This is a genomic window from Marinobacterium zhoushanense (genome assembly GCF_014641945.1).
GTDB classification, from domain to species: Bacteria; Pseudomonadota; Gammaproteobacteria; order Pseudomonadales; family Balneatricaceae; genus Marinobacterium_D; species Marinobacterium_D zhoushanense.
The window spans coordinates 17,912-44,266 of the sequence record NZ_BMIJ01000008.1 but is presented as its reverse complement, the minus strand read 5'-3'; the positions used below and the strand labels follow the sequence as shown (position 1 = coordinate 44,266).

General features: G+C 60.1%; 28 protein-coding genes. 13 read left to right on the top strand and 15 right to left on the bottom strand.

Going from position 1 to position 26,355, the window contains the following annotated elements; all coding sequences use genetic code 11:
- Positions 1-136: 136 nt before the first annotated feature.
- The 3 genes from dnaG to rpsU form a co-directional block, all read right to left on the bottom strand.
- Complete coding sequence (dnaG, locus tag IEX40_RS18195; protein WP_188750900.1) at positions 137-2,059, bottom strand: DNA primase; 1,923 nt, start codon at positions 2,057-2,059, stop codon at positions 137-139.
- A gap of 36 nt (positions 2,060-2,095) precedes the next feature.
- Positions 2,096-2,539, bottom strand: a complete 444-nt coding sequence (locus IEX40_RS18190; RefSeq protein WP_188750898.1) for a GatB/YqeY domain-containing protein — start codon at positions 2,537-2,539, stop codon at positions 2,096-2,098.
- A gap of 77 nt (positions 2,540-2,616) precedes the next feature.
- Entirely contained in the window at positions 2,617-2,832 is a 216-nt protein-coding gene (rpsU, locus tag IEX40_RS18185; RefSeq protein ID WP_036185649.1) for a 30S ribosomal protein S21, read from the bottom strand.
- Positions 2,833-2,998: 166 nt separating this feature from the next.
- Between rpsU and tsaD the strand changes: the two genes are divergently transcribed.
- Positions 2,999-4,027 (top strand): tRNA (adenosine(37)-N6)-threonylcarbamoyltransferase complex transferase subunit TsaD, encoded by a 1,029-nt coding sequence (gene tsaD / locus IEX40_RS18180; protein WP_188750896.1) that lies wholly within the window; start codon positions 2,999-3,001, stop codon positions 4,025-4,027.
- Between the two features lie 8 nt (positions 4,028-4,035).
- Here the strand turns inward: tsaD and plsY are convergent, their stop codons facing one another.
- Positions 4,036-4,626 (bottom strand): glycerol-3-phosphate 1-O-acyltransferase PlsY, encoded by a 591-nt coding sequence (gene plsY / locus IEX40_RS18175; protein ID WP_188750894.1) that lies wholly within the window; start codon positions 4,624-4,626, stop codon positions 4,036-4,038.
- 26 nt (positions 4,627-4,652) lie between these two features.
- On the opposite strand from plsY, the gene folB reads away from it, so the two are divergent.
- Positions 4,653-5,009 (top strand): dihydroneopterin aldolase, encoded by a 357-nt coding sequence (gene folB / locus IEX40_RS18170; RefSeq protein WP_188750892.1) that lies wholly within the window; start codon positions 4,653-4,655, stop codon positions 5,007-5,009.
- Positions 5,009-5,548, top strand: a complete 540-nt coding sequence (folK, locus tag IEX40_RS18165) for a 2-amino-4-hydroxy-6-hydroxymethyldihydropteridine diphosphokinase (protein WP_188750890.1) — start codon at positions 5,009-5,011, stop codon at positions 5,546-5,548. The genes folB and folK overlap by 1 nt, the downstream gene beginning before the upstream one ends.
- Here folK and IEX40_RS18160 read toward each other — a convergent pair.
- Genes IEX40_RS18160 through IEX40_RS18150 form a run of 3 tightly spaced genes read right to left on the bottom strand, consistent with a single transcriptional unit; the run spans position 5,530 to position 7,850 of the window.
- A complete protein-coding gene (locus IEX40_RS18160) occupies positions 5,530-6,735 on the bottom strand; it encodes a tRNA nucleotidyltransferase/poly(A) polymerase-related protein (RefSeq protein ID WP_308421612.1) in 1,206 nt (401 codons plus the stop codon). The genes folK and IEX40_RS18160 overlap by 19 nt on opposite strands.
- The gene (glpE, locus tag IEX40_RS18155; RefSeq protein WP_188750888.1) at positions 6,683-7,000 is read right to left on the bottom strand and encodes a thiosulfate sulfurtransferase GlpE; all 318 of its coding nucleotides are present in this window, start codon (positions 6,998-7,000) and stop codon (positions 6,683-6,685) included. The genes IEX40_RS18160 and glpE overlap by 53 nt, the downstream gene beginning before the upstream one ends.
- A gap of 25 nt (positions 7,001-7,025) precedes the next feature.
- Positions 7,026-7,850 carry a symmetrical bis(5'-nucleosyl)-tetraphosphatase gene (locus IEX40_RS18150; RefSeq protein ID WP_188750885.1) on the bottom strand — a complete coding sequence of 275 codons (825 nt, stop codon included), beginning with the start codon at positions 7,848-7,850 and terminating at the stop codon, positions 7,026-7,028.
- 97 nt (positions 7,851-7,947) lie between these two features.
- Here IEX40_RS18150 and IEX40_RS18145 point away from each other — a divergent pair, with 97 nt between their 5' ends.
- Entirely contained in the window at positions 7,948-8,463 is a 516-nt protein-coding gene (locus IEX40_RS18145) for a DNA-deoxyinosine glycosylase (protein WP_188750884.1), read from the top strand.
- A 274-nt stretch (positions 8,464-8,737) separates the two neighbouring features.
- On the top strand, positions 8,738-10,324 hold the full coding sequence (locus IEX40_RS18140; RefSeq protein ID WP_188750881.1) for a methyl-accepting chemotaxis protein: 1,587 nt from the start codon (positions 8,738-8,740) through the stop codon (positions 10,322-10,324).
- Between the two features lie 15 nt (positions 10,325-10,339).
- On the opposite strand, the gene hyi is transcribed toward IEX40_RS18140, so the two are convergent.
- Positions 10,340-11,125 carry a hydroxypyruvate isomerase gene (hyi, locus tag IEX40_RS18135; RefSeq protein ID WP_188750880.1) on the bottom strand — a complete coding sequence of 262 codons (786 nt, stop codon included), beginning with the start codon at positions 11,123-11,125 and terminating at the stop codon, positions 10,340-10,342.
- Between the two features lie 152 nt (positions 11,126-11,277).
- Between hyi and IEX40_RS18130 the strand changes: the two genes are divergently transcribed.
- From IEX40_RS18130 to IEX40_RS18100, 7 genes are all read left to right on the top strand, one after another.
- The gene (locus tag IEX40_RS18130) at positions 11,278-12,420 is read left to right on the top strand and encodes a glycerate kinase (RefSeq protein ID WP_188750878.1); all 1,143 of its coding nucleotides are present in this window, start codon (positions 11,278-11,280) and stop codon (positions 12,418-12,420) included.
- Positions 12,421-12,492: 72 nt separating this feature from the next.
- Complete coding sequence (locus IEX40_RS18125; RefSeq protein WP_188750876.1) at positions 12,493-13,086, top strand: DUF2889 domain-containing protein; 594 nt, start codon at positions 12,493-12,495, stop codon at positions 13,084-13,086.
- 86 nt (positions 13,087-13,172) lie between these two features.
- Positions 13,173-13,580 (top strand): ketosteroid isomerase-related protein, encoded by a 408-nt coding sequence (locus IEX40_RS18120; RefSeq protein ID WP_188750874.1) that lies wholly within the window; start codon positions 13,173-13,175, stop codon positions 13,578-13,580.
- Between the two features lie 9 nt (positions 13,581-13,589).
- A complete protein-coding gene (locus IEX40_RS18115) occupies positions 13,590-14,180 on the top strand; it encodes a GNAT family N-acetyltransferase (RefSeq protein WP_188750872.1) in 591 nt (196 codons plus the stop codon).
- A gap of 10 nt (positions 14,181-14,190) precedes the next feature.
- The gene (locus IEX40_RS18110) at positions 14,191-15,060 is read left to right on the top strand and encodes a carbon-nitrogen hydrolase family protein (protein WP_188750871.1); all 870 of its coding nucleotides are present in this window, start codon (positions 14,191-14,193) and stop codon (positions 15,058-15,060) included.
- A 303-nt stretch (positions 15,061-15,363) separates the two neighbouring features.
- Positions 15,364-17,520 (top strand): methyl-accepting chemotaxis protein, encoded by a 2,157-nt coding sequence (locus IEX40_RS18105; RefSeq protein ID WP_188750869.1) that lies wholly within the window; start codon positions 15,364-15,366, stop codon positions 17,518-17,520.
- A 145-nt stretch (positions 17,521-17,665) separates the two neighbouring features.
- Positions 17,666-18,022, top strand: a complete 357-nt coding sequence (locus IEX40_RS18100) for a hypothetical protein (protein ID WP_188750867.1) — start codon at positions 17,666-17,668, stop codon at positions 18,020-18,022.
- Positions 18,023-18,100: 78 nt separating this feature from the next.
- On the opposite strand, the gene IEX40_RS18095 is transcribed toward IEX40_RS18100, so the two are convergent.
- Positions 18,101-18,874 carry an ABC transporter ATP-binding protein gene (locus tag IEX40_RS18095; protein ID WP_188750866.1) on the bottom strand — a complete coding sequence of 258 codons (774 nt, stop codon included), beginning with the start codon at positions 18,872-18,874 and terminating at the stop codon, positions 18,101-18,103.
- A gap of 287 nt (positions 18,875-19,161) precedes the next feature.
- Here IEX40_RS18095 and IEX40_RS18090 point away from each other — a divergent pair, with 287 nt between their 5' ends.
- Positions 19,162-20,523 carry a multicopper oxidase family protein gene (locus tag IEX40_RS18090; protein ID WP_188750863.1) on the top strand — a complete coding sequence of 454 codons (1,362 nt, stop codon included), beginning with the start codon at positions 19,162-19,164 and terminating at the stop codon, positions 20,521-20,523.
- A gap of 19 nt (positions 20,524-20,542) precedes the next feature.
- On the opposite strand, the gene folM is transcribed toward IEX40_RS18090, so the two are convergent.
- From folM to IEX40_RS18060, 6 genes are all read right to left on the bottom strand, one after another.
- On the bottom strand, positions 20,543-21,250 hold the full coding sequence (folM, locus tag IEX40_RS18085) for a dihydromonapterin reductase (protein ID WP_188750861.1): 708 nt from the start codon (positions 21,248-21,250) through the stop codon (positions 20,543-20,545).
- Positions 21,243-22,328 carry a CYTH domain-containing protein gene (locus tag IEX40_RS18080; RefSeq protein ID WP_188750859.1) on the bottom strand — a complete coding sequence of 362 codons (1,086 nt, stop codon included), beginning with the start codon at positions 22,326-22,328 and terminating at the stop codon, positions 21,243-21,245. The genes folM and IEX40_RS18080 overlap by 8 nt, the downstream gene beginning before the upstream one ends.
- Before the next feature lie 14 nt (positions 22,329-22,342).
- Positions 22,343-22,717, bottom strand: a complete 375-nt coding sequence (gene folX, locus IEX40_RS18075; protein ID WP_188750858.1) for a dihydroneopterin triphosphate 2'-epimerase — start codon at positions 22,715-22,717, stop codon at positions 22,343-22,345.
- A gap of 151 nt (positions 22,718-22,868) precedes the next feature.
- Positions 22,869-23,795, bottom strand: a complete 927-nt coding sequence (hpaD, locus tag IEX40_RS18070) for a 3,4-dihydroxyphenylacetate 2,3-dioxygenase (protein ID WP_188750855.1) — start codon at positions 23,793-23,795, stop codon at positions 22,869-22,871.
- Between the two features lie 36 nt (positions 23,796-23,831).
- Positions 23,832-24,770, bottom strand: a complete 939-nt coding sequence (locus IEX40_RS18065; RefSeq protein WP_188750853.1) for a p-hydroxyphenylacetate 3-hydroxylase reductase component — start codon at positions 24,768-24,770, stop codon at positions 23,832-23,834.
- 185 nt (positions 24,771-24,955) lie between these two features.
- Positions 24,956-26,122, bottom strand: a complete 1,167-nt coding sequence (locus tag IEX40_RS18060) for a p-hydroxyphenylacetate 3-hydroxylase oxygenase component (RefSeq protein WP_188750851.1) — start codon at positions 26,120-26,122, stop codon at positions 24,956-24,958.
- Positions 26,123-26,355: the final 233 nt, after the last annotated feature.

Genomic DNA, 26,355 nt, shown 5'->3' with positions numbered 1-26,355 from the left:
GTTTTTGCCCGACTGTGGCCAGTTGATCTGTAGAAGTTGTTCATATTGATAGGTGAATAATAGAACAGTTTCACCAGATTGCAGCTGCTCTTCCTGTTTGGTGTCGTCGCCGGGATTTTGGTCGTCGCGAACGGCTCTAGCGATTGGCCGAGTTGATCAGCAGTGTATTCAGTTGCTGCATCTCTTCTGTCGTTAGCGGGCACTGTTGCTTTTTCTTCATCAGCTCGTCGATGCGGGCTTCCGAGTGGCGGCTGAGCAGACGTTGCATGGTCTCGCCGAGTAGCTTGCCGGCGTCCACGTCGCCCAGTACCGGGTCCAGGTGGGCGATTTCGTTAAGCAGCATCAGTTGCGCCTGGCGGTCAGAATCCTGCTGCCAGTCGACCACCAGTGTGCCCAGCGACGCGTCCGGCGTGCGTTGCAGGTAGTCCAGCAGGTCGGTCAGCAGCTCGATATTGGGCTCACGCAGCCCCTTGAGCAGAGTGGCTTCAGGCTGGGTCGAGGCCAGCTCCGGTCGGTGCAGCAGTATGGAGATAGCGCTGCTGACCAGGTTGATCTTCAACTTTTTACCGCTCTTGGGCTTGGATTGGCGTGGTTGTGGATAACTCTGCTCGGGTTGCTCGTCTGCGTAGGCTGGGTAGGCCGGCTCGTAATCGTAGCCGTAGTCATACTCCTCCGCTGGCGGCATCTCGTCACGTGCAGCACGCGGGCGTTGGCTGGGTGCGGCCGATGTGAGAGGGGGCGGTTCGGTGGCGCGGTGCAGATCGATCACGCTGTTGAGCTGCTCGAGCGACAGGCCGGTGATCTCGCAGATCCGGTCCATCATCATCTGCTGCAGAAGGCTGGGCTGCATCGATTGGATCAGCGGCAGCGCCTGGTTGCTGAAGCGGGCGCGGCCATCCATGCTCGCCAGGTCGGCACCTTCCGACAGGGCCTTGAAGAAGAACTCGCTCAGCGGCAGGGCTTCTTTGACCCGCTGGGAGAACGCCGCTTCACCCTCCTGGCGTACCAGCGTGTCCGGGTCCTCGCCCTCGGGCAGAAACAGGAAGCGCGCCTGTTGCCCGTCTTTGATCACCGGTAGCGTGGTATCCAGCGCGCGTTTCGCCGCATTGCGGCCGGCGTTGTCGCCATCGAAGCAGAAGATCACCTCCGGTACCAGCTTGAACAGCCGCTCCAGGTGGGACGCGGTGGTCGCGGTGCCGAGAGTGGCCACCGACCAGGTGATGCCGTGCTGGGCCAGGCTGACCACATCCATATAGCCCTCGACGATCAGCAGTCGATCCAGTGATGGGGTGTGCTGGCGTGCCTCGTACAGGCCGTAGAGCTCGCGTCCCTTGTGGAAGGTGTCGGTCTCCGGGGAGTTCAGGTATTTGGGTTTGTCATCGCCGAGCACGCGGCCGCCGAAGCCAATGGTGCGCCCGCGCATGTCGAGGATCGGGAACATGATACGGTCACGGAAGCGGTCGTAGTAGCGGTTGCGCTCTTCGTTGTGGATCGCCAGGCCCGATCTTTCCAGCTGGACTTCGGCCTCGTCCAGTGAGTTGAGGTGATTGAGCAGATTATCCCAGCCCGGCGGCGCATACCCGATCTGGAAGCGGGCGGCGATCTGCCCGGTCAGGCCGCGCTTCTTCAGGTAATCCACGGCGCGCTGGCGCTGTTCGTTGCTGCGCAGTTGCTGCTGGTAGAACTGGTTGGCCTGCTCCAGCACTGAAAACTGGTTTTTGATCTGCTTTTCGCGCGCCAGGTCTGCCGGGCGGTCGTTTTCGCGCGGTACTTCCATCCCCACCAATCGGGCCAGCTCATCAACCGCTTCGGGAAAACTGAGCCGGTCATGTTCCATGACAAAGCCAAGTGCGTTGCCGCCGGCGCCGCAGCCGAAACAGTAGTAGAACTGCTTGTCGGGGCTGACCGAAAAGGAGGGGGATTTTTCCTTGTGGAAAGGGCAGAGCGCGGAGTAGTTCTTGCCGGCACGCTTGAGCTTGATGCGGCTGTCGACCACGTCAACGATATTGACGCGCGCGAGCAGGTCATCGATGAAGTGCTGTGGGATTCGCCCGGCCATAGAACCTCGCTGTCGACTGGCAGCGAGAGCTTAGCGTCAGAGCTTCGCTTTTACCAGTTTAGAGACCACGCCCATATCGGCGCGACCCTGAATCTTGGGTTTGACTACGCCCATCACCTTGCCCATGTCGGCCATGGAACTGGCGCCAGTGGTGGCGATGGCGTCATCGAGAATTGCGTTGATCTCTTCATCACTGAGAGGCTGCGGCAGGAAAGTTTTAATCACCTCCAGCTCCTGCTGCTCCTTGTCCGCCAGTTCTGGGCGCTCAGCCGCCAGATACTGGGCAATCGAATCGCGGCGCTGCTTGACCATCTTGTCCAGCACCTGCAGTACCCGTGCATCGTCGAGCTCAATACGCTCATCCACTTCGATGCGTTTGATATCGGCCAGGATCAGACGGATAGTGCCCAGGCGGGCCTTATCTTTGGCGCGCATGGCGTCCTTCATCTGTTCGGTAATCTGCGTTTTGAGGTCAGACATGCCTATCCTGCCGTTCTAACGTCGGGTATCGATTACAAGTAATGCTAATCTGCTTCAGCTATTACTGAAGCAGATGATCAGTACAGGCGTACGCGGCGAGCGTTTTCGCGCTGAACTTTCTTGGCGTGACGCTTAACAGCTGCAGCAGCTGCACGCTTACGCTGGGTAGTGGGCTTTTCGTAGCACTCACGACGACGGACTTCAGCCAGGATACCGGCTTTTTCGCAGGAACGCTTGAAGCGACGCAGAGCTACGTCAAACGGCTCGTTATCTTTAACTTTAACTGCAGGCATTGATCTCTCACCTTGGGTTTGGGTTTCGGTTATTTATCCTTTCAGCTCGCCTGTTAAGCTTAGCCTAGAGAATAAGGCCGCAAATTTTAGTCAGGCTGGCTGCGGAAGTAAAGAGATGGGATAATCCGCACCTCTGTAAAGTTGAGACCACGAAAGGCCAGAAAAGATGCGTGTACTGGGTATAGAGACCTCCTGCGATGAAACCGGCGTAGCGCTGTACGACAGTGAACAGGGGCTATTGGCCGATGCGCTCTACTCGCAGGTCGAGATGCATGCCGAGTATGGCGGCGTGGTGCCGGAGCTGGCATCACGCGACCATGTGCGCAAACTGATCCCGCTGATCCGTGAAGTGATGGCAGATGCCGGGTTGGCGCTATCCGATATCGATGCCATCGCCTATACCGCGGGACCCGGTCTTATCGGCGCGTTGATGGTGGGCGCATCCACCGGGCGGGCGCTGGCGCTGTCCCTGGGCATACCGGCGATCGCGGTGCACCATATGGAGGGACACCTGCTGGCGCCGATGCTTGAGGAGACGCCGCCAGCCTTCCCATTTGTTGCACTGTTGGTGTCCGGCGGTCACACGCAGCTGGTTAAAGTGGAAGGCATAGGCCGTTACAGTCTGCTCGGTGAATCGCTGGACGATGCCGCCGGCGAGGCGTTCGACAAGGCCGCCAAGATGCTGGGGCTGGATTACCCCGGTGGTCCACTGATCGCCAAGCTGGCACAGAAGGGTGACCGCAGTCGCTTCACCTTCCCGCGGCCGATGACCGACCGTCCCGGCCTCGACTTCAGCTTTTCCGGGCTCAAGACCTTCACCCTGAATACGGTCAGCGACCAGCGCGACGCGCAGGGCAATATCGATCCGCAGACGCTGGCAGATATTGCCGCGGCCTTTGAAGAGGCGGTGGTGGATACACTGGCGATCAAGTGTCGTCGTGCCATCCAGCAGACCTCTTATCGTCAACTGGTGATCGCCGGCGGTGTCAGTGCCAATGCGCGACTGCGCGAAAAGTTGGCGGCGGTGATGCAGAAGGAGCGGGCGAAACTGTTCTATGCCCGGCCCAGGTTCTGTACCGACAACGGCGCAATGATCGCCTTTGCCGGTTGTCAGCGGCTGTTGGCGGGCCAGCAAAGCGACCTGACGATCCTGGCGCGTCCGCGCTGGCCGATGGACACCCTGCCGGCGATTTGAGCTGCTCTCTACAGCCTGGGCTCGTCGTGGTGCAGAAGGTTACGGATGTTGCGTGCATGACGCGCCACCAGCAGCAGTGTGATCAGCGTCAGGATGCCGAGCAGTTCAGGTATCAGCAGCCAGGCATAGACCGGGGTCAGCAGGGCGGTGACCAGGGATGCCACGGAGGAGATGCGGGTCAGCGCGAACAGGCAGATCCAGCTCAGGGCTTGGCACAGTGCAAGTAGCGGACTCAGCACCAGACTGACGCCAAGCGTAGTGGATACCCCTTTGCCGCCCTGGGCCACGCCCTGAAGCGGGTAAAGATGCCCCAGTACTGCGGCCAGTGCACAGAGCCCAAGGGCGGATCCGGCGAGCCCGGCGAAATGGGCGAGGGAGACGGCTGCGGCACCCTTGCCGATATCCCCGGCGAGGGTAAGCGCTGCCGCGGTTCTATTCCCGATGCGCAGCACGTTGGTTGCGCCAGGGTTGCCGGAGCCTTGTTGACGAGGGTCTGCTATGCCCATAGAGTTGCACACCAACACAGCGGTCGGGATGGAACCGAGCAGATAGGCCAGCCCGATCATCAGCGCACCAATAGATGTCAGGGTTCCCGGCATTCCTCACAGATCTCCAGGTTAGTCCAATGGATAGAGTGTACATACGTGGCTTAGAGGTGGAAACGATCATTGGTATCTACGACTGGGAGCGCGTGACGCCCCAGCTTCTGGTGATCGATCTCGAGATGGCCTGGGATATATCGGAAGCGGCGCGCAGCGAGAATATCGATGCGGCGCTGAACTACAAAAGCGTGTCCGACCGGGTGATTGAGCATGTGCAGACAAACCACTGCCTGCTGATCGAGACTCTGGCCGAGCAGCTGGCAGCGCTGGTGATGAGCGAGTTCTCCGTGCCCTGGCTCTGTCTTGAAGTGAACAAGCCCGGCGCGGTCCCTGCGGCCCGTACCGTCGGTGTGCGTATCGAGCGAGGTTCGCTCGCCTGATGACCGCGGTACTGCTGGGCCTGGGCTCCAATCTCAACCGCTACGCCAATATCTGCGCCGCGCTGGACGCGCTGCAGGAGCACTTTGGGCCGTTGCAGGTGTCTCGGGTGTTCGAGAGCGAAGCGGTGGGTGTGCGCGCCGACAACTATTTCAATCTGGTGGTCGCACTGGACAGCCCGCTGCCATTGGCGGCACTGTCTGCCTGGCTCAAGTCGCTGGAGGATAGCGTCGGCCGTGAGCGCGGTCAGCGCCGCTGCGAGCAGCCGCTGGATATCGATATTCTCTGCTTCGGCGACAGTGTGGGCTTCTTCAACGGCATCCAGATCCCCCGCGCCGAGATCCTGAAAAACGCGTTCGTGCTACGACCGCTGGCCGAGATGGTGCCGGAGTGGTTGCACCCGGAGGAGCAGGTCAGTTTTGCCGAGCTTTGGCGGGCCTACCGCTCAGAGCAGAAGCTCTGGCCGATCGCATTTGAGTGGGATGGACGGCCGATCTCGATGCCGGACACCGCCGGCCCTGATCAGGCGTCGGGCGACTGATTCCCAGCTGCCAGCCCAGCGCAGATCGCCAGTTGGCGTCTTTCCAGCTCCTCGCCCAGCGCCTTGCCGCTGAACCCTTCCGCCATCAGCTCCTGTGGCGAGAGTGTCCGCAGACGCTCCAGCAGGGGCTCCAGTGTAGGCGCCGTAATTTCCAAATCCAGGTGCAAGGCTTCGACACAGGGGCGTAGCTGTGCCAGTCGTTCAGGACGGCGTAACAGGTCCAGTTGCTTGATCAGCTGCAGCTGGTCGATGGCAGTTAGAGACTCGAAACCGGCGAGGGCGTTATGCCAACGGCGCAATTGCAGCGCCAGGTCGCGATAGCGATTGGGTGACTTTAGCCGTCGACACAGCGCTTCGATGCTGTCGATGGCACGCTTGTCGCCTTCATTCTGCGTCGCGATCGCCAGTAGCAGGGCGAACTGCTGTTCGGCTGTGCTGGATCTGGCGGCCAGGGCTGCTGAGCGCTGTTTGGCATCGGTGGTGTCCAGTTCACAGAGTTCGGCCAGCAGTTGCTCACATGCGCCAACCGCGTTAAGCACTTCGATGAAAGTGATGGGGGATTGGGTTGCCAGTGCGCGCTCGAACTCCTGCCAGACCCGCTCGGCCGTCAGGTGGGACAACTCATCACCGGCGCTTAACTCGCGCATCAACTCCAGGGTCTCGGGTGCTATATGAAAGCCCAGGCTGGCAAAGCGAGCCGCGAAGCGGGCCACGCGCAGCACGCGCAAGGGGTCCTCGCTGAACGCGGGGGAGACGTGGCGCAGGAGTCTCTGCTGCAGATCCTGCTGACCGCCATAAGGGTCGACCAGGTTGCCCTCGCTGTCTTCGGCGATGGCATTTATGGTCAGGTCGCGCCGGCACAGATCCTCTTCCAGCGTGACCTCGGGGTTGGCGTAGAAGTCGAAGCCGGTGTAGCCCTTGCCCGATTTGCGCTCGGTACGCGCCAGGGCGTACTCCTCGCCGCTGTCGGGGTGCAGAAAGACAGGGAAATCCTTGCCCACCTGCTTGAAACCGGCGTCCAACATCTGCTCGGGTGTCGCGCCAACCACCACCCAGTCCCGGTCTTTGACGCCGAGGCCGAGCAGCCGGTCACGCACGGCGCCGCCCACCAGGTAGATCTCCACCAGCCTGGCCTCAGCGCTCGCAGCGGTCGGGGAAGGCTGCCCGCCAGGCTTCGAAACCGCCATCCAGGCTATACACCTTATCGAATCCCTGCTGAACCAGAAAACCAGCTGCGGACTGGCTGCTGATGCCGTGGTAGCAGCAGACGATCAGTGGCTTGTCCATGTCGGCCTCGGCCATAAAGTCGTGCAGGTTGTCATTGCTGAGGTTCAGCGCATCCTTGATGTGCAGACCGAAAAAGCTCTGCGCATCGCGGATGTCGACGATGGCAGCGCCCTGATCGATCAGATCGGCAGCCTCCTGGGTAGATATGCATTGGTATTGATCCATGTTGGGCGTCCTATCGGTTTTAGCGTTAGTGATTGAAGTCGAGGTGACCGACGCAGTCGCAACTGAACAGCTGGCCATCTTCCAGGCGCACGGCGGTCAGCTGGTTGCCCCAGACACAGCCGGTGTCCAGTGCGATAACATCCTCCCGGCCGGTGCTACCCAGCGCGGCCCAGTGACCGAACAGCTGGGTGCGCTTGAGCGTTCTCGCCCGCGGCAGTTCATACCAGGGGAAGTAGCCCTCGGGTTGGGTGTCGAGTCCGCCATTGGCACTGAACTCCAGTTTGCCCGAAGGCGTAAGAAAACGCATCCGGGTGAAGTAGTTGGTGATCAGGCGCAGTCGATCCCAACCCTTGAGTTTCTCCTGCCAGGTATCGGGCTGGTTGCCGTACATATGGCGGAAATATTCGTTGGCCAGCGTACTGCGCAGTACCTGTTCCACCTCATGGGCCAGGCTTTTGGCCAGTTTCAGCGACCAGTGCGGAGGGATGCCGGCATGGGTCATGACGTAGCCCAGCTCTTTGTCATCCACCAGCAAGGGTTGTTGCTGCAGCCAGTGCATCAGCTCGTCGCGATCCTCTGCTTCCAGTACCGGGGTCAGCGTGTCCTTGCGCTTACCGCTGGCGGTACCGTGGTGGATCGCCAGCAGATGCAGATCATGGTTGCCAAGGACGCAGCGTGCACGCGATCCCAGCCGTTTGACGAAGCGCAGGACCTCCAGAGATTTGGGGCCGCGATTGACCAGATCACCGGCGATCCACAGTTGGTCGTCGTCATTGAAGCCGATCTTGTCGAGCAGGGTGATGAACTCGTCGTAACAACCCTGAATATCACCTACTGCGTATGTCGCCATGCTATACCACTGAACCCAGATCGAAAGGGCAATATGATAGCCTATCCCGCCCGGCGTCACAGCGCGCCGTGCTACACCGGAATATTAGGAGTTGTTGATGTCGGAGGCGGTTTCATTCATGCCGCAGTGGCGGGAAGATGCCCGAGTGTTGATTCTCGGCTCCATGCCCGGCACAGCGTCGTTGAGCGCACAGCAGTATTATGCCCATCCTCGCAACGCGTTCTGGCCGATCATGGCGCAGTTGTGCGGCTTCTCGGTGGAGCTGCCCTACGCGGCGCGTATCACGGCGCTCAAGGCGTCCGGCGTGGCACTTTGGGATGTGATCGGACGCTGTCACCGCCCGGGCAGTCTGGATAGCAGCATCGATACGGACTCCATCGAACCGAACGATCTGGCGGAATTGATCCAGCGCCTGCCACAGCTGAGCCTGATCGGCTGCAACGGTGCAACAGCGCACAAGCTGCTGTATCGGCAATGGCCCGAGTTGATCTCCGTGTTACACGGGCGTATTCAGATCTTGCGTCTTCCTTCTACCAGTCCAGCTCATGCTGCGATGGCTTATGAGCAAAAACTGCACTACTGGCAGGTTATTCAATCCCATCTTGCTCACTGAGCCAGATCCGAAAAGATCCCCCATTAGATTTGAGACTGTTTGGTGCAACATGAAGGGTAGGCTGAGCGAAAAAGATGCACATTTTTTCCCGACACAATGAAAGTAATACATGATAAGTGTCATGTTTTGTAGACAACCTTTTGAAACTGATGGGGTTTCAATCAATTAGACGATAGTCTGGCCCTGTTGTTGCAATTGCCAGGTAAAGAGTAGGGCGATTTTTGTCGTCTTTCCGACAACCTCAGTGATCTGAAGCAGTAGCAGGTTCTTCACCGTGAAAACGAATCTACCCGTTACCCAAATAGAGGAAGATTACTCCGCGTCTTCAAACATTCTCTCGACGACGGATCTCCGGGGATCCATCACCTACGTCAACGAAGACTTTGTCAGGATCAGCGGATTTGCTCAGGAAGAGCTGCTCGGCAGTAATCACAACATGGTTCGCCACCCCGACATGCCGCCGGCCGCATTCAAGGATCTTTGGACTCGGGTAAAGGGTGGGAATTCATGGATGGGAGTGGTTAAAAACCGTTGCAAGAACGGCAACCACTACTGGGTTGACGCCTACGTTACCCCGATCGAACGCAATGGCCGCATCGAGGAGTACCAGTCGGTGCGCCGCAAGCCGGAGCGCGAGGTGGTGAACAGGGCGGAAACGCTTTACACCAAGCTGAATGCGGGAAAGGTACCGGCCTGTCTGCGCGGTATGGGTCTCTCCTTCGGTTCGCGACTGGTCTTGTGCATGCTACTGCCGTTGCTGCTTGGAGCCCTTGCTGCCTTTGTCATGGGCGCCGAGTTACAACTGCTGGCCATCTTCGCCGCGATCGCGCTGACCTCCACCGCGGCAACCCTGTTGGCGCTCAAGCCGTTTCGGGCTTTGGTCGCTCAGGCGCAGAGGGTGGTACAGGATCCGGTGGCGCAGTATGTCTATACCGGGCGCATGGATGAACTGGGCCAGTTACGGTTATCGATGAAGATGCTGGAATCGGAAACCGCCGGTCTGATCGGCCGTATCTCGGATTCCTCCGGTTCTCTGACGCTGGGGGCATCCGGGCTGAGCGCGGCGGTGGAGCAGTCTCAGGATGGTGTGCGCCAGCAGTTCTCCGAGACCGACCGCGTCGCGGCGGCGGTGGATCAGATGAGCTCCAGCATTCAGGAGGTCTCCGCCAGCGCGCAGAGCAGCTCCGAGGCGGCCGGAAACAGCCTGCGTGAGGTGTCCAGCGGCAAGGCTGTGGTCGATGCCAGCGTGCTGTCGATCGGCGCTTTGAAAGAGGAGATCTCCCGTGCGGCTGAGGTGATACACGATGTGGAGGCGAGCAGCCGTAGCATCTCCTCCATTCTTGATGTGATCCGGGAGATCGCCGAGCAGACCAACCTGCTGGCACTCAACGCCGCCATCGAAGCGGCCCGAGCCGGCGAAGCCGGGCGAGGCTTTGCGGTAGTGGCCGACGAGGTGCGTTCGTTGGCGACCCGAACCCAGACCTCCACCGAGGAGATCCGCAGCATGATCGAGCGGTTGCAGAGTGGCTCGGCCCGAGCCGTGGATGCGATGGCCGAGGGGCGCCGACGGGCGGATCTTTGCGTCGAGCAGAGCAGTGAAACCGTCGCGTCGCTGGACCGGGTGCTGGGATCGATTCAGCTGATCAGCGATATGAGCGCGCAGATCGCCGCGGCCGTGGAGCAGCAGAGTGCGGTGGCGGACGAGATCAACCGCAGCGTTTTCAATATCCGTGATATGTCGGAGCAGAACCTGAGTGCGGTGGAGCAGAGCTCGGTGACCAGCCGCAACATGCTGTCGATTGCGACCAGTTTCGGTGAACTGGCCCAGCAGTTCTGGTCCGCCCGCAACAAGCAAGCCTGAGCAAGGGCGGTTCGGTCAGAGTTTCAGGCCGAACCGCTGCAGCCACTCCAGACCACTGAGCGTGTCCCGGGCCGGCAGGTATTCGCAACTGACCCAGCCCTGGTAGCCGATCCGCTCGATCAGCGCGAACAGCCCCGCATAGTCGATCTGCCCGCTGCCCGGTTCGTGCCGGCCGGGCGCATCGGCGATCTGGATATGTTTGATCAGATCCCGGTGGCTGTGCAGCACAGCAGCGGTATCCTCCCCCATCATCTGCATATGGTAGATATCGTACTGAATACCTAAATTGCTGGCGCCAACCCGGTCGATAAGCGCTGCTGCCTGGGCGGTAGAGTTGAGGAAAAAGCCGGGTATGTCGTGGGTGTTGATCGCCTCGATGACCAGCTCGATACCCGCCGTTTCCAGCTGGCCCGCCGCATAGGCCAGGTTGGAGATCATGACCCCTTCCGCCTGCTTGTCACTGACATTCTGCGGTTGAATGCCTGCCAGACAGTTGATCCGCGTGCAGCCCAGTATCTGGGCGTACTCGATCGCCCGCTCGACGCCGGCTCTGAACTCCTCGACCCGGTCCGGGTGGCAGGCGATACCGCGCTCGCCCTTGTCCCAGTCACCGGCAGGCAGGTTGATCAACACCTGTTGCAAGCCCAGCCGCTGTAACTCTCGTGCCTGATGTTCAGCGGGCCAGGCGTAGGGGAACTGGGTCTCCACCGCATGAAAGCCTGCCTCAGCGGCGGCGACAAAGCGCTCGAGAAAGGGATGCTCGGTAAACAGAAGCGATAGGTTGGCGGCTAGCTGGATCATGGAGTTGTCAGGTCTCTTGTTATGGTTCGTCGGATCAATACAGGGTAGGGTGGAACCGATTATGCAGGCCATCTTCTGCATAGGCCAACCCTCTGCGGGTGAGGTCTGTTGGAGAGGTCGGTTGCACAGGCAGGTTGCACAGGGGGAGATCGATGAAAGTAGTGATCGCGCCGGATTCATTCAAAGAGAGTCTCAGCGCAGAGGCGGTGGCACGGGCCCTGGCCGACGGCTGGCGCAGCCTGATGCCGGATGCCGAGCTGGTCGAACTGCCGCTGGCGGATGGCGGCGAGGGCACCACCCAGGCGCTGGTGGCGGCTACCGGCGGTGAAATGGTGCGCTGCAGGGCCACGGGCCCGCTGGGACAGCCGGTAGAGGCATTTTGGGGCCGTATCGATGGAGCCCGGGCGGTGATCGAGTGCGCGGCGGCTTCCGGCCTGGACCTGGTTTCCCGCGATGCGCGCGACCCCTGGCATGCCACAACCTGGGGCACCGGCGAGCTGATTCTGGCCGCGCTGAATAGCGGAGCGCGACATATCATCGTCGGTCTCGGTGGTAGTGCGACCAACGATGGCGGTGCCGGTATGTTGCAGGCGTTGGGTGTGAAATTGCTCGACGCCAAAGGTGAGCCGATAAACCCGGGCGCAGCAGGGTTGGCGCAACTGGCGCAGATCGATATCAGCGCCATGGACGGGCGACTGGCCGACGTCCGGTTCGAGGTTGCTTGCGATGTGGATAACCCGCTGACCGGGCCGGAGGGGGCGTCCGCCATCTTCGGGCCGCAGAAGGGCGCCGATGAGGCGCTGGTCGGCCGGATGGACGAGGCCCTGCGCAATTATGACGAGCAGATCCAGCGCTGCCTGGGCCGGTCGGTCGACAAGACGGCGGGGGCGGGTGCCGCCGGTGGCTTGGGCTCGGCCTTTCTGGCTTTCCTCAATGCAGAGCTGAAACCGGGCATTGAGATTATTCTCGATGCGGTTGATATCGAAAGTCACCTGCAGGGCGCGGATCTGCTGATCACCGGCGAGGGGCGGATCGATGGCCAGACAGCACGCGGCAAAACCCCGGTGGGGGTGGCGCGCCGGGCGATGCAATACCGAGTGCCCTGTATAGCCGTAGGCGGATCGGTGCCGACCGAACTGGCGCTGCTGGACCAGCTTGCCGAGCAGGGGATCCGGGCCGTGTTCCCGATCCTGCCGGGGGTATCGGCGCTGGAGGAGGCGCTGGCCGATGCCGAGCGCAACCTGAGGCTCTGCGGTCGCAATCTCGCGGCCTATTGGCGCTGTTGTCAGTTCTGAAGGTCATTGTATTTGATTTGACTGTTAGGTATTAAACAGTTGTAAGGTATGCATATTGAGAGGAGGTTGTGAATGAACGATGCAGTGACGCCGGTGAAACGTACGCCACTACACAAGCGCAGTATCGAGGTTCAGGGCTACCTCCGTGACGATGGCTTGTGGGAGGTCGAGGGGGCTCTGGTCGATACTAAAGGCTATGACATCGACCTGCCCGACCGGGGCAGAATTCCTGTCGGTGGATATCTGCATAACATGACGCTGACGCTAACGGTCGATGACCGGCTGAAAATCGTCGATGCGCGTGCTGCCATCGCAGATTCACCCTATCAGGACTGTCCGATGGCAGCCCAGCAGTATGCGGCGCTGATCGGCTTGACGATCCGTTCCGGCTGGATGGAGGAGGCCAAAAAGGCGATCGGCAGAGTGACTGGCTGTACTCACTTGACCGAACTCTTGCCGGTGCTGGCAACCGCCGCAATACAGACCATCCGTGGCTACCATCTGCAGAATACCGAGGGTTTCAATCGCTCGGACAAAGAGAAAACGATGGTGCAGAACACCTGTTTCGGTTTCCGGGATGGGGGGCGTGCGCAGCGCCTGCTCTGGCCAGAAGAGGGGCAGATACCGGCAGCTAATGCGGCGTTATCTGAGGAGTCATCCGGCTAGAGTGTGTCGCACACAGGTACGTACGCCCTTTCGACTTGGTGCACTATCATCGTTTCATTCAAAAGTCTGCCTGCTGGAGATCGACCATGAGCAGAGCCGCTACCGAAGCGCTGATTTTCGAGTATTACCGCACCTTCAACCAGGGCGATATGGAGAGCTTCCTGAGCCTGCTGGCCAAGGATGTGGTGCATGATATCAACCAGGGCGAGCGTCAAGTAGGCGTTGAGGCCTTTGCCAGGTTCATGGACAAGATGAACCGTTGCTATCGTGAGCAGTTGGCGGAGATCGTCATCATGAGCAGTGCCGACGGTAGCCGGGCCGCCGCCGAGTTCGTCGTGCACGGCGAATATATCGCCGACGATGAGGGGTTGCCGCCAGCCAAAGGGCAGACCTACCGCCTGCCAGCGGGGGCTTTTTTTGAGGTGCGTAACGGGCAGATCGCCCGCATCAGCAACTACTACAACCTCAATGACTGGATTGCGCAGGTTGGCTAAACTTCGCGCATGAACGAGATCAGCATACTGACCCTGCGCGGCGCCGAGCTCGAGCCCTGGCTCGAGCATGTGGCCGGTCTGCGCATCCGGGTGTTTCGCGATTTCCCCTATCTATATGACGGTACTCTCGAATACGAGGCGAACTATCTGCGCACCTACGTCGAGACCGATACCGCTGTCTGCGTGCTTGCGCTCGATGGCGATCGGGTGGTCGGCGCATCCACCGGACTTGCGCTGAGCGCCGAAACCGCCGAGTTCCGTCGCCCGTTCGAGCAGGCTGGAATCGATACCGCCGCGATCTTCTACTGTGCCGAGTCGGTTCTGCTGCCAGAATACCGCGGCAGCGGTGTCTACAGCAGCTTCTTCCGTGAACGCGAGAGCCACGCGTCAGGACTGGGTATGCGCAGCTGCGTCTTCTGTGCGGTACAGCGTCCCGAGGATCATCCGTTACGCCCGGCGGATTACCAGTCGCTCGATCCTGTATGGCGCCATTTCGGCTACTCCCCGCGTCCGGACCTGGTCACCCGTTTCAACTGGAAAGATATCGACCAGGCTGAGGCAAGCGACAAACCCATGCAGTTTTATCTGAAGAGTTTATGAAGGCGCTTTTATGAGCAGAACCCTGACCCTGGCTGCGGCCCAGTACCCGATCGAGTTTATCGGCAATTGGGATAACTACCGTGCCAAGATCCAGGAGATGGTTGATGCCGCGCTGGGGGCCGGTGCCAATTTCCTGCTCTTTCCCGAGTATTTCAGCATGGAGCTGGCATCGCTGTTTGAGCCCGAGGTGTACCGCTCACTGTCGGACCAGCTGGAGGCGCTGCAAAGCCTGCATGAGCCATTCATCGAACTGTTCAGCGAACAGGCACGCCGCCATCAACTGCATATCCTGGCTGGCACCTTTCCGGTGCGCCAGGACGATGGCCGTTACCTGAATCGCGCCTGGCTGTTTCGCCCGGATGGCTCGCGCGATTACCAGGACAAGTTGCAGATGACCCGTTTCGAGTCGGAGCAGTGGCTGATCAGCGCCGGTAACGAGATTCGGGTGCTGGACACCGAGTTCGGTAAGGTGGGGGTCAGTATCTGTTATGACAGCGAATTCCCGATCATCGCCCGCGCCCAGGTGGAGCAGGGTGCCGAGCTGATTCTGGTACCCAGTTGTACCGACACTGAGGCCGGTTATAACCGAGTACGTATCGGCTGTCGCGCACGTGCCCTGGAGAATCAGTGCTTCGTAGCCCAGTCACCCACCATCGGCCGCGCTGACTGGTCCGAGGCGGTGGATATCAATACCGGACGGGCGGCGATCTATACTCCGGTGGATTACGGCTATCCCGATAATGGCGTATTGGCGCAGGGCAGTACCGATGTGGCGGGCTGGGTCGTGGCCGAGCTGGACCTTGACACCCTGGCGAAGGTGCGTCGTGAAGGTCAGGTGTTCAACCATCGAGACTGGCCCAGCCAGTTCCGTTTTGACTGATGCCGAGCGGCCTCCATTTACTTCCAGGCGATCACAGGCCCACCTCCCGGCCCTCTTCCTCTATTTTGACTGTTGATGTGCAAACTGGTCCGAATTGTGCCTGCTTATCGCTTGAGTTATGTTGTGATGTCCTCAATTTTTCTATTTATTCGATAAATTTTACTGCCCTATCGTTTAATGTTAGAAGATTATGCACCGATGTGGTTCGCCTCCCGAACTGGATGGTGCACCAGTCTGGGGCTATAACCAGATGAGGCGCTGCTCCACGGGGAGGCGCGTTATGGAAAGGAGTGCGTGTTGGCGATGAAGTTGAATATAACGATAAAGCAGTCCCTGATCGCGGGCCTGATCATCAACATTCTGTCGTTGGTGCTGTTTGGTGCTATCGCGTTGAAGGCGATCGGCACACTGAGCAGTAACCAACGGGAACTCAGTTTGAGTGCGCTATTCGAAACTCAGGGGCGCAATATCAGCCAGTCCGTGGGCAGTGTGCTGGCGCACAACAGCCGAATACTGTCGGCGTCCTCAGCGGAGCAATTGCAAAAGATCGGCAGTGAGGCCGACGTCTCCCTGTTCGAACAGGCGCTGGCCGCCGACAAGGAGATCATCAGCCAACTTGATCTGGCCAGTGCCCGGAAGGCGGCACTGAGTGGTGACCTGGATACACTGGCCGAGAGGTTCGAAGGGTTTCGCCGTCTCGGCGGTTTGCTCTATGAGCAGTCGCTGGCGATTCTTCAGCTGGAGCGGCGTATGCCGGAGCTGATTGGCGAGATCGATATGCAGACAGGAGCCAGCGTCGAACAGATTGAAGCCCTGGCCAAGGATCTCGGCTTCCTGGTGACCCGTCGCAGCCGCCAGTTCGAACGCGAAGTCAGAGGGTTGCGGGATGCTGGTAGCGAGGGGCTGGACAGCCTGCGCACCGGTTTCCGCGAGATCGTGTTCGGTAATCTGCCAAAAGCCTTGACCGTCAGTGAGCTGGTACGTTTGGACATGGTCAAGCTGACGGCACTCTCGCGTCAGATCATGCTGGTGAACGACCCCACTGAACTGGAAGCATTGAAAGCGGAGCGCTTGATACCGCTGAGCGAATCCCTGTCGAGTAATCTGGAGCGCCTGGGTGCGCTGTTGCATGAGGACGAGGATCTGCAGCAGAAGGCGGTAGCCTTGACCGATCAGTACCAACTGACGCTGGCGACTCTGGTGGGCGATGAACAAGCACTGTATGAAACCAAGAGCCGTCAGTTGATCGACCGGGCGGCACTGATTGATCTCGAGGGTGTGCTGGCGCAGGCGATGGGCGGTGTACTGCAACAGCTGGACCTGTTGTCGGAAACGGCGCAGGCGATTCGGGTTCAGGTAGACAACTCTTCGGCAGAGGTCGCCGCTGGCGCCCGTAACATGATGCTGGTCGGTGGTCTGATTCTCGCGGCGTTGATGTTGGCCGTTGGAACCTTGTTACTGGCGCGCATAATCGCCCCGCTTAATTTCATCTCTCATCGAATGAATGAGATCGCCAATGGTGACGGCGACCTCACCGCCAGAATCCAGATGGCGCGGCGGGATGAGATCGGGCACTTGGCGGAAAACTTCAACGCCTTCGTTCAGTTGATTCAGCAGCTGGTGCACAAAACCTCCACCGCAAGCCGCCAGGTATCCAGCGCTACGGAACAGACCGCAGCGAGAGCCGAGGTAATGGCCAGCGAAGTCTATGAACAGAAACGCGAGATCGATACCGTCGTGGCGGCGGTTCATGAGATGGCGAAAAGCCTGGAGGAGGTCGCGCACAACGTATCCTCTACCTCTGAGTCCGCTACCCATGTGGATGGCGTCGCCCAGTCGGGGCGCCGGGAGGTGGATAATGTGATTGCCAGGATGCGCACCCTGGCCGAGCATATAGCCGGAGTGACAGAGGTTGTCGGTCGCTTGAACGAGGATAGCCAGGCGATAGGAGCAGTGCTCGAGGTGATCCGGCAGATTTCCGAACAGACCAACCTGTTGGCACTGAATGCCGCCATCGAAGCGGCCAGGGCAGGGGAAGCGGGGCGCGGATTCGCCGTCGTCGCCGATGAGGTGCGCAGTCTGGCCCAGCAAACGAACGATTCGACCGCCAATATTCAGCAGATCATTGAAAAGCTGCAGGCGAATGCGTCTGCTGCCAATGTGGCGATCAAGCAGGGTTATGAGGAGTCACAGGTGGCGGTGAAGCAAGCGGATACTGCGGGAGCCGCGCTGTCCCAGGTGGTCGAATCGATCGCCAATATTCGGCTCATGGCCGAGCAGGTGGCGGCTGCCACTGAACAGCAGTCGGCCGTGGCCAACGACATCAATCAGCATATGAGTTCGATCAGCAACGTATCGGATCGGGCTTCATCGGAGGTACGGGAGATGCGCGAAGAGTTCATTCAGTTGCAGTCACAAGCCAGTGAGCTCGGTTCGGTGGTCGGAGCGTTCAAAATTTAGATTGGGAGAGGCGGGTCTGAGAAGTGTGTTACGGGAGCCTCGGCTCCCGTTTTTTGTTTCCATAGGTGAACGAATCGTTCGTTTTTGTTTAATTGTTGAGTTTGGTTCTATACGGCACTATGAGTGCAGCGGCGGTTACGACGAGGTGGAGCTGAACATTGTGCAGAACGCGGCCCTTGTCCAGGTCTCGCTGTACTACCAGGGCACTTTGCGTGACTATGTCAGCTGCCTGCGGGATGAGATCAACGGCACCGACACGACGCTGTTCGAGCCGGCGCCGGCGGACGGCCAGGGTGTTTACTATTATCTGGCCGGTAAAACCCAGTTCATCGATACCAGTCTACTCGCTCACTATACCGACACCGGGCTGAAGCCCAGCGCAGAGGTCTGCTACGTGGTAACCGCGTGGAACGACTGTGACAACGCTGGCGCTATCGACCCAGAGGAGTGGGAAGAGAGCGGTACAAACAATTCCGGCTGTGCAGCGCCGACTCGGAAATAGATATCCATCAGGGCGCCGCGTTTTACCTTTCCGGCTCTCACACAGACCCGCTCTGACCAGCTGAAATCTGCAAAAGCTCTATCCGTGCCAGCAGCGGTACCAGCCGTCCTGAGTGCTGAGGCTCAGCTCGGTCTGGTACAGCGAGCACAGATGCTCGGTGGTCAGGATCTCCGCCTTCGGGCCGTCCGCGACCACTCGTCCCTCCTTGATCAACACCACCCGCTCGATCTCGGGAATGATCTCGTCCACATGGTGGGTGGCAATCAGCATCGAGCGGCCCTGGCCGCAAAAACCGCGCAGCAGGGTCAGCATCTTCAGGCTGGCGCCCATATCCAGGCCGTTGGAGGGTTCATCCAGAATCAGCGCTTCGGGCTCGTGGACCAGGGCACGGGCGAGCAGCAGGCGCCGTTTCTGCCCGGTGGAGAGACGCTGGAACATGGTGCCGCTGTAGTTGGTCATATCCAGGCGTGCCATTAACGCCCTGGCCTTTTCCACCTGCTCCGCACTTGGCTGCAGGTGGTCGTGGCTACCCACAGACCCGAAGAAGCCGGAGACGATCACATCCAGCGCGGTGGTGTAGGGGGTGTAATCCTCCTGCAGGTCGTGGGAGACGAAGCCGATGCGGCTGCGCAGCTGCCACAGATTGACCCGTTCGTTACCGTAGAGTTTGACGTGGCTGCCCTCACGCTCCACCGGGTAGAGTTCACGGCTGATCAGCTTGAGCAGGGTGCTTTTTCCGGCGCCGTTGGGGCCGAGTATGGCGACCCGCTCGCCCGCTTCGATCCTGAGCGTAAAGCCATCGAAGACCTGGGTTTGCTGCTGAAAAACACGGACGTTTTGAATGTCGATCATCTCTCGGACCTGTAACTGCTTGCGGTACGGCTGGAGGGGCAGCATCACACAGATCGCGGCACGCGGCCAGCGCTTAACACGTTTTGAAGTTTCCTCGCCGTTCTTGGCAGATACCCCTGCATGGTCGCTTTGTCTATTGATCGGTGGAAGCATGCAGACGTATTGAAGATGGACCTGTTCGGTTAACCGCGAGGTTCCATGCCTGAGATCAAGCCTTAACCATTGTAAAGATACAAATAATAATTATTATCGATAGCAAATGAACAGCTGCCTTAACCTGGTACCGAATGACTATCCTGACTCGACGACGTTTCCTGCAAACCGGGCTGACACTGGCTGCCGCCGGTCAGCTTCCGCGCCTGGTACTGGCTGACAGCCAGACGCCGGACCTGGACTACCACCTGCTCGTGGAGCCGAACGATATCAGTCTGATCGAGGGCACCACCACGCCGGCCTGGTGCTTTAACGGCGGTTTTCCGGCGCCGGTGATCCGCGCTCGCCAGCACCAAAGCGTGCGTATCGGCGTGACCAATCGCCTACAGGAGCCCACCACCATCCACTGGCATGGGCTGCGTATCCGCAACGACATGGATGGCGTGCCATTTCTCTGTCAGAAACCGATTCAACCTGGAGAGCTCTTTGTTTACGAATTCACGCCGCCGGACGCCGGCACCTTCTGGTACCACCCGCACATGAACAGTATCGAGCAGCTGGGCAGGGGGCTGGTCGGCGTATTGATAGTCGACGAGGTGGAGGATCCGGGGTTCGATGTGGATCTCGCGCTGGCGATGAAGAACTGGCACGTCAAGGATGACGGCGCCTTTACCGCGCTGTCCAAGCCCCGCGAAGCGGCCCGTATGGGCACGCCCGGGCGGTTGATGACAATCAACGGCCGCCAGTATCCGACCTACGATGTGCCAGCCGGTGGTGCCGTGCGGCTGCGCTTTGCCAATGTGGATAACACCCTGACCTACGAGCTGACCTGTTCGGATCCAGCCGTGCAGATCCTGGCGATCGATGGCAACGCGCTGGCCGAACCACGCCCGCTGTCCGGTCATCTGGTCGGGCCCGGCATGCGCCTGGATCTGGGGCTTCTGGCGCCGGAAGAGGGCGAGACGATCCGCTTTATGCACCGGGATAAACCGCTGATGCAGGTGCGCAGCGTAGCGGGTAAGCGCCAGGCGAGCAGCTTGCCGCGGCTGCCGATGAACCCGATTCCACAGCCGGATCTGGATAACGCCGAGACGCTGAATTTCGCCTTCGAGTGGGATGCGTCGATCAACCCGGTCAACAAAAACGGCGAGATGCACCCGGTGTTCTGGACCATCAACCGGGTGGCCTGGCAGGGGATGAGCGAGGGGCATATTCCGGAGCCGCTGGCGCGTCTGGAGCGGGGCAAAACCTATATCTTCAGCCTGGACAATGCCACCCAGTACCACCACCCGATCCACCTGCACGGACACACCTTCACCATCCTTGATTCCGACAAGCGGGAGATCCAGCCCTACCAGAGCGACACCGCGTTGCTGGGCAAGAACGAGCGCATGCGGGTTGCATTTGTGGCCGATAACCCGGGGCGCTGGATGTACCACTGTCACGTGGTCGACCATATGAAGACCGGGTTGATGGGTTACGTAGAGGTAGCCTGAACCTTGGGATGGACGGGCGTCAGCGCAGGTTGCGCCCGCCGTTCAGCTCCAGGCAGGTGCCGGTCACATAGGGGTTGTCTAGCAGGTAGCGCACCGCCTGGTATACCACCTCCGGTCCTGGCTCTATCGCCAGTGCGGATTTGGCCAGCGCCTTGGCGCGGTAGGCCTCATCGTCACCCTCGTTGAACATGATCAGCGATGGCGCGATGCTGTTGACCTTGATCTGCGGTGCCAGTTGGCTGGCGAAGGAGAGGGTCAGGTTCTCCAGCCCCGACTTGGTCGCAGCATAGGCCATATGGCGCGCGCCGCGCTGTGCCACGTAGTCGGTCATATGGATGATATCCGCCGGCTGGCCCGGTTCGAACCAGGCACGCGCCGCCTGGTTGAGCATATAGGGCGCCTGCATATGCACGGCGAACATCTGCTGAAACGCGTCGCCGCTGTCATCGTCGGCCATCCACACCGAGGCGTTGTGGATAAGTGCGCGTAGCCTGATCTGGCGTGCGTTGAGCTGATCGATCAGTGCCTGGACGCCGGCCGCTGTGGAGAAGTCCGCCAACACCACCTCTATCCCCTCCAGCGGGGTGTCATTCCACTCCGCTCTGAGCGAACGGCAGGTGACGATCACCCGGTGGCCATCCTCGACCAGGCGTTGGGCACAGTGCAGCCCCAGACGCTGAGCGCCGCCGGTGATCAGCACCCAGGGTGCAGTGTTTGTATCAGTCATCGGCGCCCTCGCTAATCGTCTCTATCAGTGCGGATTGCGCCTGATTGCGTGGTTGGGTGGCTGCCAGCCAGGTGCGGCCATCAACGCTCTGCGCTACTGGCTGCAGTTGAAGCCGGGCCAGGCTCAGTATCATCCAGCCCCAGTTGGGATCGGCCTCCAGCACCGTACGAAATGCGCTGACATCCTCTGGTTGAAGGGACTCCAGCTCGTGCCTGAGATTTTCTACAACGGTTTTCTGTTTGCTCGAGAACAACCCGAGGTTGGACTGCAGCCCGATCAGCGCCGACAGTTGTGCCAGTGTCTGCAGCAGACCCTGAGTCGACGAGCTGTCGTCCAGGTAGAGCCTCTCGCTTGAGCACACCGCGCGGGCTGCCAGACGTTCGGCGAGTGCCAGCATCAGCTGCCCGGCCGGTTGGCTCAGGGACCAGCCGCGCAGTGGCGGCAGGCTCGGTATCCGACTCGGGTCGATCAACCGGTAGCCGCGCTCAGCCTTGGCGCTGTCCCAGGGCTGCAGCGGCAGGTTTTCCGCCAGCCCCAGGGCGAAATCGAGCAGTGCCTGCTGGGGGCCGCGACGCAGCTCCAGCTCCAGCTCCACTAACGGTGCGCGCGTGTTGCCCGCAACCACCTCACCGCGATCCAACGCCAGCTCTATCTCTACCTCTTCGCTCTGGTATTGCCAGCACAGGGCCGCCTTGGTGCGGGTGAAGTCGGTTCTGAACAGCGGCTGCAGCCGGTCGAGATCGATGTGTCGCAGGACCTCTGGCAGCTCGGGTGTCTGCAGCAGGTGCAGTGACAGTGTTTCCTGCTGCAGATACCAGTCCCATTCGTTGCGCACCGACAGACCGGCGATGCTTTCGCCGCGCCCCTTCAGGGTCTGGATCACCTGGTCACCGTCGCGACGCAGGCGCAGTGCCAGCGCGGCTCGATCCAGCGCCAGATCTTCGGTGTCGTAATACTGGTTGAACAGTTCGATGCGAGTCCAGTCGCCATTCAGACGTGCATTGACCAGCGGATGGGCGGTGATCCGCTCGGCCATCTGCGGGGGAATACGCAGTTTGATCTCGGTTTCGACCAACACCAGAGGGCTCCGTGTCAGTCGCGCTGGTCGCACAGGGTGATGGACACCGAGTCGGCAAAGCGCAATGCATGCGGCTTGTCGATCTCGACCTGGGCGTGACACACCTTGGGATCGCGCATGACGATCTCGAGCACCTCGCTGACCATCTTCTCCAGCAGCAGGAAGTGGCCGTTCTCGACGTGGTTGATGATCGCCTTGTTGATGGTGCGGTAGTTCAGGGCGTGGTCGATATCGTTGTGCTCTATGGCGGGGTCGACGCGATAGCGCATCAATACATTGATGATCACGTCCTGTTGCTTCTGTTTTTCCTCATCGTTGATGCCGATGAAGGTGCGCAAGCGTAGATTCTTGATCCTGATCGTCGCCTGTCCCGGCTCAGCTAGATTCATGTCACCCGTCCTAACCCAATTCTGTTTTTTACTCTGGGCACCATCATACTGTGCTGATAGACGTAAAAAAACGGCCCGCAGAGCGGGCCGTCAAAGGAGCCAAACAACACACAACGAAGGCGGCTGGATGCAAGGCGATCCAGCCAGGGGATTAGATTCGGCTGGCGCCCGGCGCGAAGCCTGCTTCGACCGAGGCCTGGGGGCCGGGTACGGCGCTGCCGTCCTGCGGCGTGACCGGGAACACGCAGTTGATCTGGCCGGTGCCGGAGCTGCCGAAGTAGGGGGTCAGCACCTCCGCCTGGCCCTCGTAGTCGGACCAGCCCAGGGCGCCGAGCATCATCGCGGTGTCGTGCATGAAGCCCTCACCGTGGCCCTTGACCGCGTACTCCGGCAGCATCTCGCAGAAGGTTTTCCAGTCGCCGCGCTTCCACATCTCCACGACTTCATGGTCCAGAGTTTCCAAGAACGGGCTCCAGACCCTGGTGGCGAACTCCGGTGCCAGGCCGTTCTGGGCGAAGCGGTGGGACAGGGAGCCGCTGGCGAAGAACGCTACGGTGCCGTCGTAGTGCTTCTCGATCGCCTCGCGCATGGCCCAGCCCAGGCGGGCGGAATCGTTGAGGTAGTGCACGGTGCACATGGCCGACACCGAGATCACCTTGAAGTGGCGGTCTTCGTTCATATAGCGCATGGGTACCAGGGTGCCGTACTCCGGGTCCAGCGTGGTGGCGTCATGGGCCAGGGTGTCCACACCCTGTGCGTTGCACTCGGCTGCCAGTATGCGGCCCAGCTCCGGGTTGCCGTCGTACTCGAACGCCATGTTGGAGATGAAGTGGGGCAGCTCGTTGCTGGTGTAGTTGCCGGCCCAGTGCGGCGCGCAGTTGATGTGGTACCCGGCGTTGACCAGCCAGTGGGTATCGAACACAACGATGGTATCAACGCCGAGCTCGCGGCAGCGCTTGCCGATCTCGATATGGCCATCGATGGCTGCCTGACGGAACCCTTTCCGCGGCCCGTCCAGCTCGGACAGGTACATGGAGGGGACGTGGGTGATCTTTGCAACGAGGGCCAGTTTACCCATTACCTATACCTCTTATTCTCGTTCGGCTTGTGCTAATCAGCGCGTGGCCAGGGTTGTCACTACCTTACGGAACGCGGCGAGCTCTTCGTCGCTGAACTGGCTGAACATCTTCTCCTGCTCTTCGGCGGCGATGTTCCACAGCGTATCCGCCTGTTCGATGCCGCGCGCGGTGATCTGGTAGCGATCCTCGGTTACGCCGACCAGCTCCTTGCGCTGCAGGATCTCGGCGGCGGCTTCGATTTCGCTGCGCGGCATGTTGACCTCTTTCAGCAGGTCGTCGATCGACAGCTTGCGATCCTGTTCCAGCACCATCAGCATGCGCGCCTCACTGGTGCGCAGGCCGGTGGACAGTTGCAGCGGTTGGTAATCCTTCTGATAGGCGCGCACCGCCTGGGTCATCAGGTAGTACAGGTTGTTGCCCAAGCGGCCTTCCAGCGCCTTGATCGTGCTGTTGTCTTCACCCTGCTTCTCCGGGAAGCGCGAGTGCGGCAGTGCCACCGAGTAGGTGCCCTGATGGTAGAGCAGCGGCGAGCGGCCGATATCGTCGAAGCCGACAACCTTGCCGATCAGGATCCAGTGGTCTCCGCCCTCGACGGTCTCGTATTTTTCACACTGGAACACGGCGGAGCAGTCCGGCAGGATCGGTGCGCCACCGAGTCCGGTGGTAAAGTCGATACCGGCGAATTTGTCCTCGCTCGGACGGGCAAAGTGGTTGGAGACGTTGATCTGGTCGGCGGCGAGGATATTGACCGCAAAGTGAGTCGCTTCCTCGAAGATCTTGCAGCTGCCAGAGCGCTTGTCGATGCTCCACAGGATCAGCGGCGGATCGAGGGAGACCGAGTTGAAGCTGTTGGCGGTAACGCCGGTCTTTTCGCCGCTCGGCGTGGTCGCGGTGATCACGGTGATGCCGGTGGCAAAGTTGCCGAGGGCGCGGCGAAACGCCTTGGCATCGAATTCGGTAACCTGAGTAGACATGATGGCGACTCCTGAGTGTTGGGTACGATGGTGACGGGGCCGGGCAGATACGTCACATCTGTTGTAATAGGCTTGGTGCTGGTCAGTTTCGCATGGGGACGACTCGGCTTCTGTCCCCGGAAGTATGGGACAGGCCCGTCGCCGAGGGGGCACGACGGGCGTCGTGACCCCGGCAGACAGGGGACTTAGAGCAAGGTCGGATCCGGCTCCAGACCCAGCAGTTCGCGACCGATGATCTGGGCACAGACGTCGTAATCGGTGTAGGCGTGAGCCGCGGTCATGTTGGACTCGCGCCACAAGCGCTGGCCTTCACGGTCCTCATACCAGTTGGAGGCGCCCATCACGGACCACAGACGGTTGACCGCTTCGACACACATCTTGATCGCATAGGCCTGGTTGGTACGCCAGTGGGCCAGAGTGTAGCGGTCCGGGTACTCGTGACGCTCACCGTACTCCTTGTGCTCCTGCCAGGTTTTCTCCAGGTAGGCGCGGGCCGCGCTGACCTGCTGGTAGGACTCGGCGATACGCAGCATCGGCGGAACAGAACCCTCGACCTTGGCGCCGGTGTAGGCGCGGACGCGGTTCTTGGTCAGATCCTTATACACCTCGATCATGCGCTCAGCCACGCCCAGGCTCATCGCCGCAAATCCGCAGGCGAAGTAGGGGCGATACGGGGTGTGGAAGATCTTGGAGTCCGGATAGAGCGGACGGCCTACATGGCGGCCCTCCATCATATCCTTGGCGGCCTGGATGCGGTGTTCGGGTACGAACACGCCTTCGATACGTGCGGTCTTGGTGCCGGAGCCCTGCATGGCGACCGAGAACCAGTCGTCGATGATGGTGAATTCGCTCTTCGGAATCACCGCGAAGCTGTAAACCTTCTCGTCGTTTACCAGGCGGTTCAGACCGACGATGATCCAGTCGGCGTGGTCGACACCGGAGCTCCACTTCATGTCGCCGGTGAAGATGATGCCACCTTCGGTCTCTTCATATTTGCCAAATGGTGCGATGGAGCTGGAGGCAACGGCATCCGGGTTGTCGCCCCAGAACTCGTCCTGTGCCTGCTTACTGAACATCGCCATCTGGTGGTTGTGGGTGCAGAGCAGGCTGTAAGCCCAGGCGGTTGAACAGCAGGCGCCGGCCAAGGCGGCGATACAGTCGGTAAATTCGGGCAGGGAGATCTCAAAACCACCGTAGGCTTTGGGCAGGAACGCACGGTTCAGCTGGATGCCGTGCAGCATGTCGATGTTTTCCTGAGGCACCATACGCAGCTCTTCTGCCTTGCGCGCGTTGGCACGGATCTCGGGCAGAATGGCTTGAAGTTTTTCCAACATCGGGTTGGCTGCTTTCATCGCAATATTCTCTCTTATCGTTGTCGGACCGGCTCTGCCAGTCAGCTGAAAGGGAACAAATTAACTCCCGTGGGATAGGAGAAGTATTGACGTAAAAGCTAAAATAAAAAATGTAAGTTTCTCGTTAGTTATTGTACTTTTCTGTTTTGCCTTCTTCCGCCGATTTTTAAAGCGCTAAAACGCCTGTCTTGCGAGGCGATCTGAGGCGTTGGGCCGGGTGTACAGCGTCTGCA

Excerpts from the sequence above, each read along its gene's own strand:
- dnaG (WP_188750900.1), bottom strand. The coding sequence starts at position 2,059 with ATGGCCGGGCGAATCCCACAGCACTTCATCGATGACCTGCTCGCGCGC.
- IEX40_RS18190 (WP_188750898.1), bottom strand. The coding sequence starts at position 2,539 with ATGTCTGACCTCAAAACGCAGATTACCGAACAGATGAAGGACGCCATG.
- rpsU (WP_036185649.1), bottom strand. The coding sequence starts at position 2,832 with ATGCCTGCAGTTAAAGTTAAAGATAACGAGCCGTTTGACGTAGCTCTG.
- tsaD (WP_188750896.1), top strand. The coding sequence starts at position 2,999 with ATGCGTGTACTGGGTATAGAGACCTCCTGCGATGAAACCGGCGTAGCG.
- plsY (WP_188750894.1), bottom strand. The coding sequence starts at position 4,626 with ATGCCGGGAACCCTGACATCTATTGGTGCGCTGATGATCGGGCTGGCC.
- folB (WP_188750892.1), top strand. The coding sequence starts at position 4,653 with ATGGATAGAGTGTACATACGTGGCTTAGAGGTGGAAACGATCATTGGT.
- folK (WP_188750890.1), top strand. The coding sequence starts at position 5,009 with ATGACCGCGGTACTGCTGGGCCTGGGCTCCAATCTCAACCGCTACGCC.
- IEX40_RS18160 (WP_308421612.1), bottom strand. The coding sequence starts at position 6,735 with ATGGCGGTTTCGAAGCCTGGCGGGCAGCCTTCCCCGACCGCTGCGAGC.
- glpE (WP_188750888.1), bottom strand. The coding sequence starts at position 7,000 with ATGGATCAATACCAATGCATATCTACCCAGGAGGCTGCCGATCTGATC.
- IEX40_RS18150 (WP_188750885.1), bottom strand. The coding sequence starts at position 7,850 with ATGGCGACATACGCAGTAGGTGATATTCAGGGTTGTTACGACGAGTTC.
- IEX40_RS18145 (WP_188750884.1), top strand. The coding sequence starts at position 7,948 with ATGTCGGAGGCGGTTTCATTCATGCCGCAGTGGCGGGAAGATGCCCGA.
- hyi (WP_188750880.1), bottom strand. The coding sequence starts at position 11,125 with ATGATCCAGCTAGCCGCCAACCTATCGCTTCTGTTTACCGAGCATCCC.
- IEX40_RS18130 (WP_188750878.1), top strand. The coding sequence starts at position 11,278 with ATGAAAGTAGTGATCGCGCCGGATTCATTCAAAGAGAGTCTCAGCGCA.
- IEX40_RS18125 (WP_188750876.1), top strand. The coding sequence starts at position 12,493 with ATGAACGATGCAGTGACGCCGGTGAAACGTACGCCACTACACAAGCGC.
- IEX40_RS18120 (WP_188750874.1), top strand. The coding sequence starts at position 13,173 with ATGAGCAGAGCCGCTACCGAAGCGCTGATTTTCGAGTATTACCGCACC.
- IEX40_RS18115 (WP_188750872.1), top strand. The coding sequence starts at position 13,590 with ATGAACGAGATCAGCATACTGACCCTGCGCGGCGCCGAGCTCGAGCCC.
- IEX40_RS18110 (WP_188750871.1), top strand. The coding sequence starts at position 14,191 with ATGAGCAGAACCCTGACCCTGGCTGCGGCCCAGTACCCGATCGAGTTT.
- IEX40_RS18105 (WP_188750869.1), top strand. The coding sequence starts at position 15,364 with ATGAAGTTGAATATAACGATAAAGCAGTCCCTGATCGCGGGCCTGATC.
- IEX40_RS18095 (WP_188750866.1), bottom strand. The coding sequence starts at position 18,874 with ATGATCGACATTCAAAACGTCCGTGTTTTTCAGCAGCAAACCCAGGTC.
- IEX40_RS18090 (WP_188750863.1), top strand. The coding sequence starts at position 19,162 with ATGACTATCCTGACTCGACGACGTTTCCTGCAAACCGGGCTGACACTG.
- folM (WP_188750861.1), bottom strand. The coding sequence starts at position 21,250 with ATGACTGATACAAACACTGCACCCTGGGTGCTGATCACCGGCGGCGCT.
- folX (WP_188750858.1), bottom strand. The coding sequence starts at position 22,717 with ATGAATCTAGCTGAGCCGGGACAGGCGACGATCAGGATCAAGAATCTA.
- hpaD (WP_188750855.1), bottom strand. The coding sequence starts at position 23,795 with ATGGGTAAACTGGCCCTCGTTGCAAAGATCACCCACGTCCCCTCCATG.
- IEX40_RS18065 (WP_188750853.1), bottom strand. The coding sequence starts at position 24,770 with ATGTCTACTCAGGTTACCGAATTCGATGCCAAGGCGTTTCGCCGCGCC.
- IEX40_RS18060 (WP_188750851.1), bottom strand. The coding sequence starts at position 26,122 with ATGAAAGCAGCCAACCCGATGTTGGAAAAACTTCAAGCCATTCTGCCC.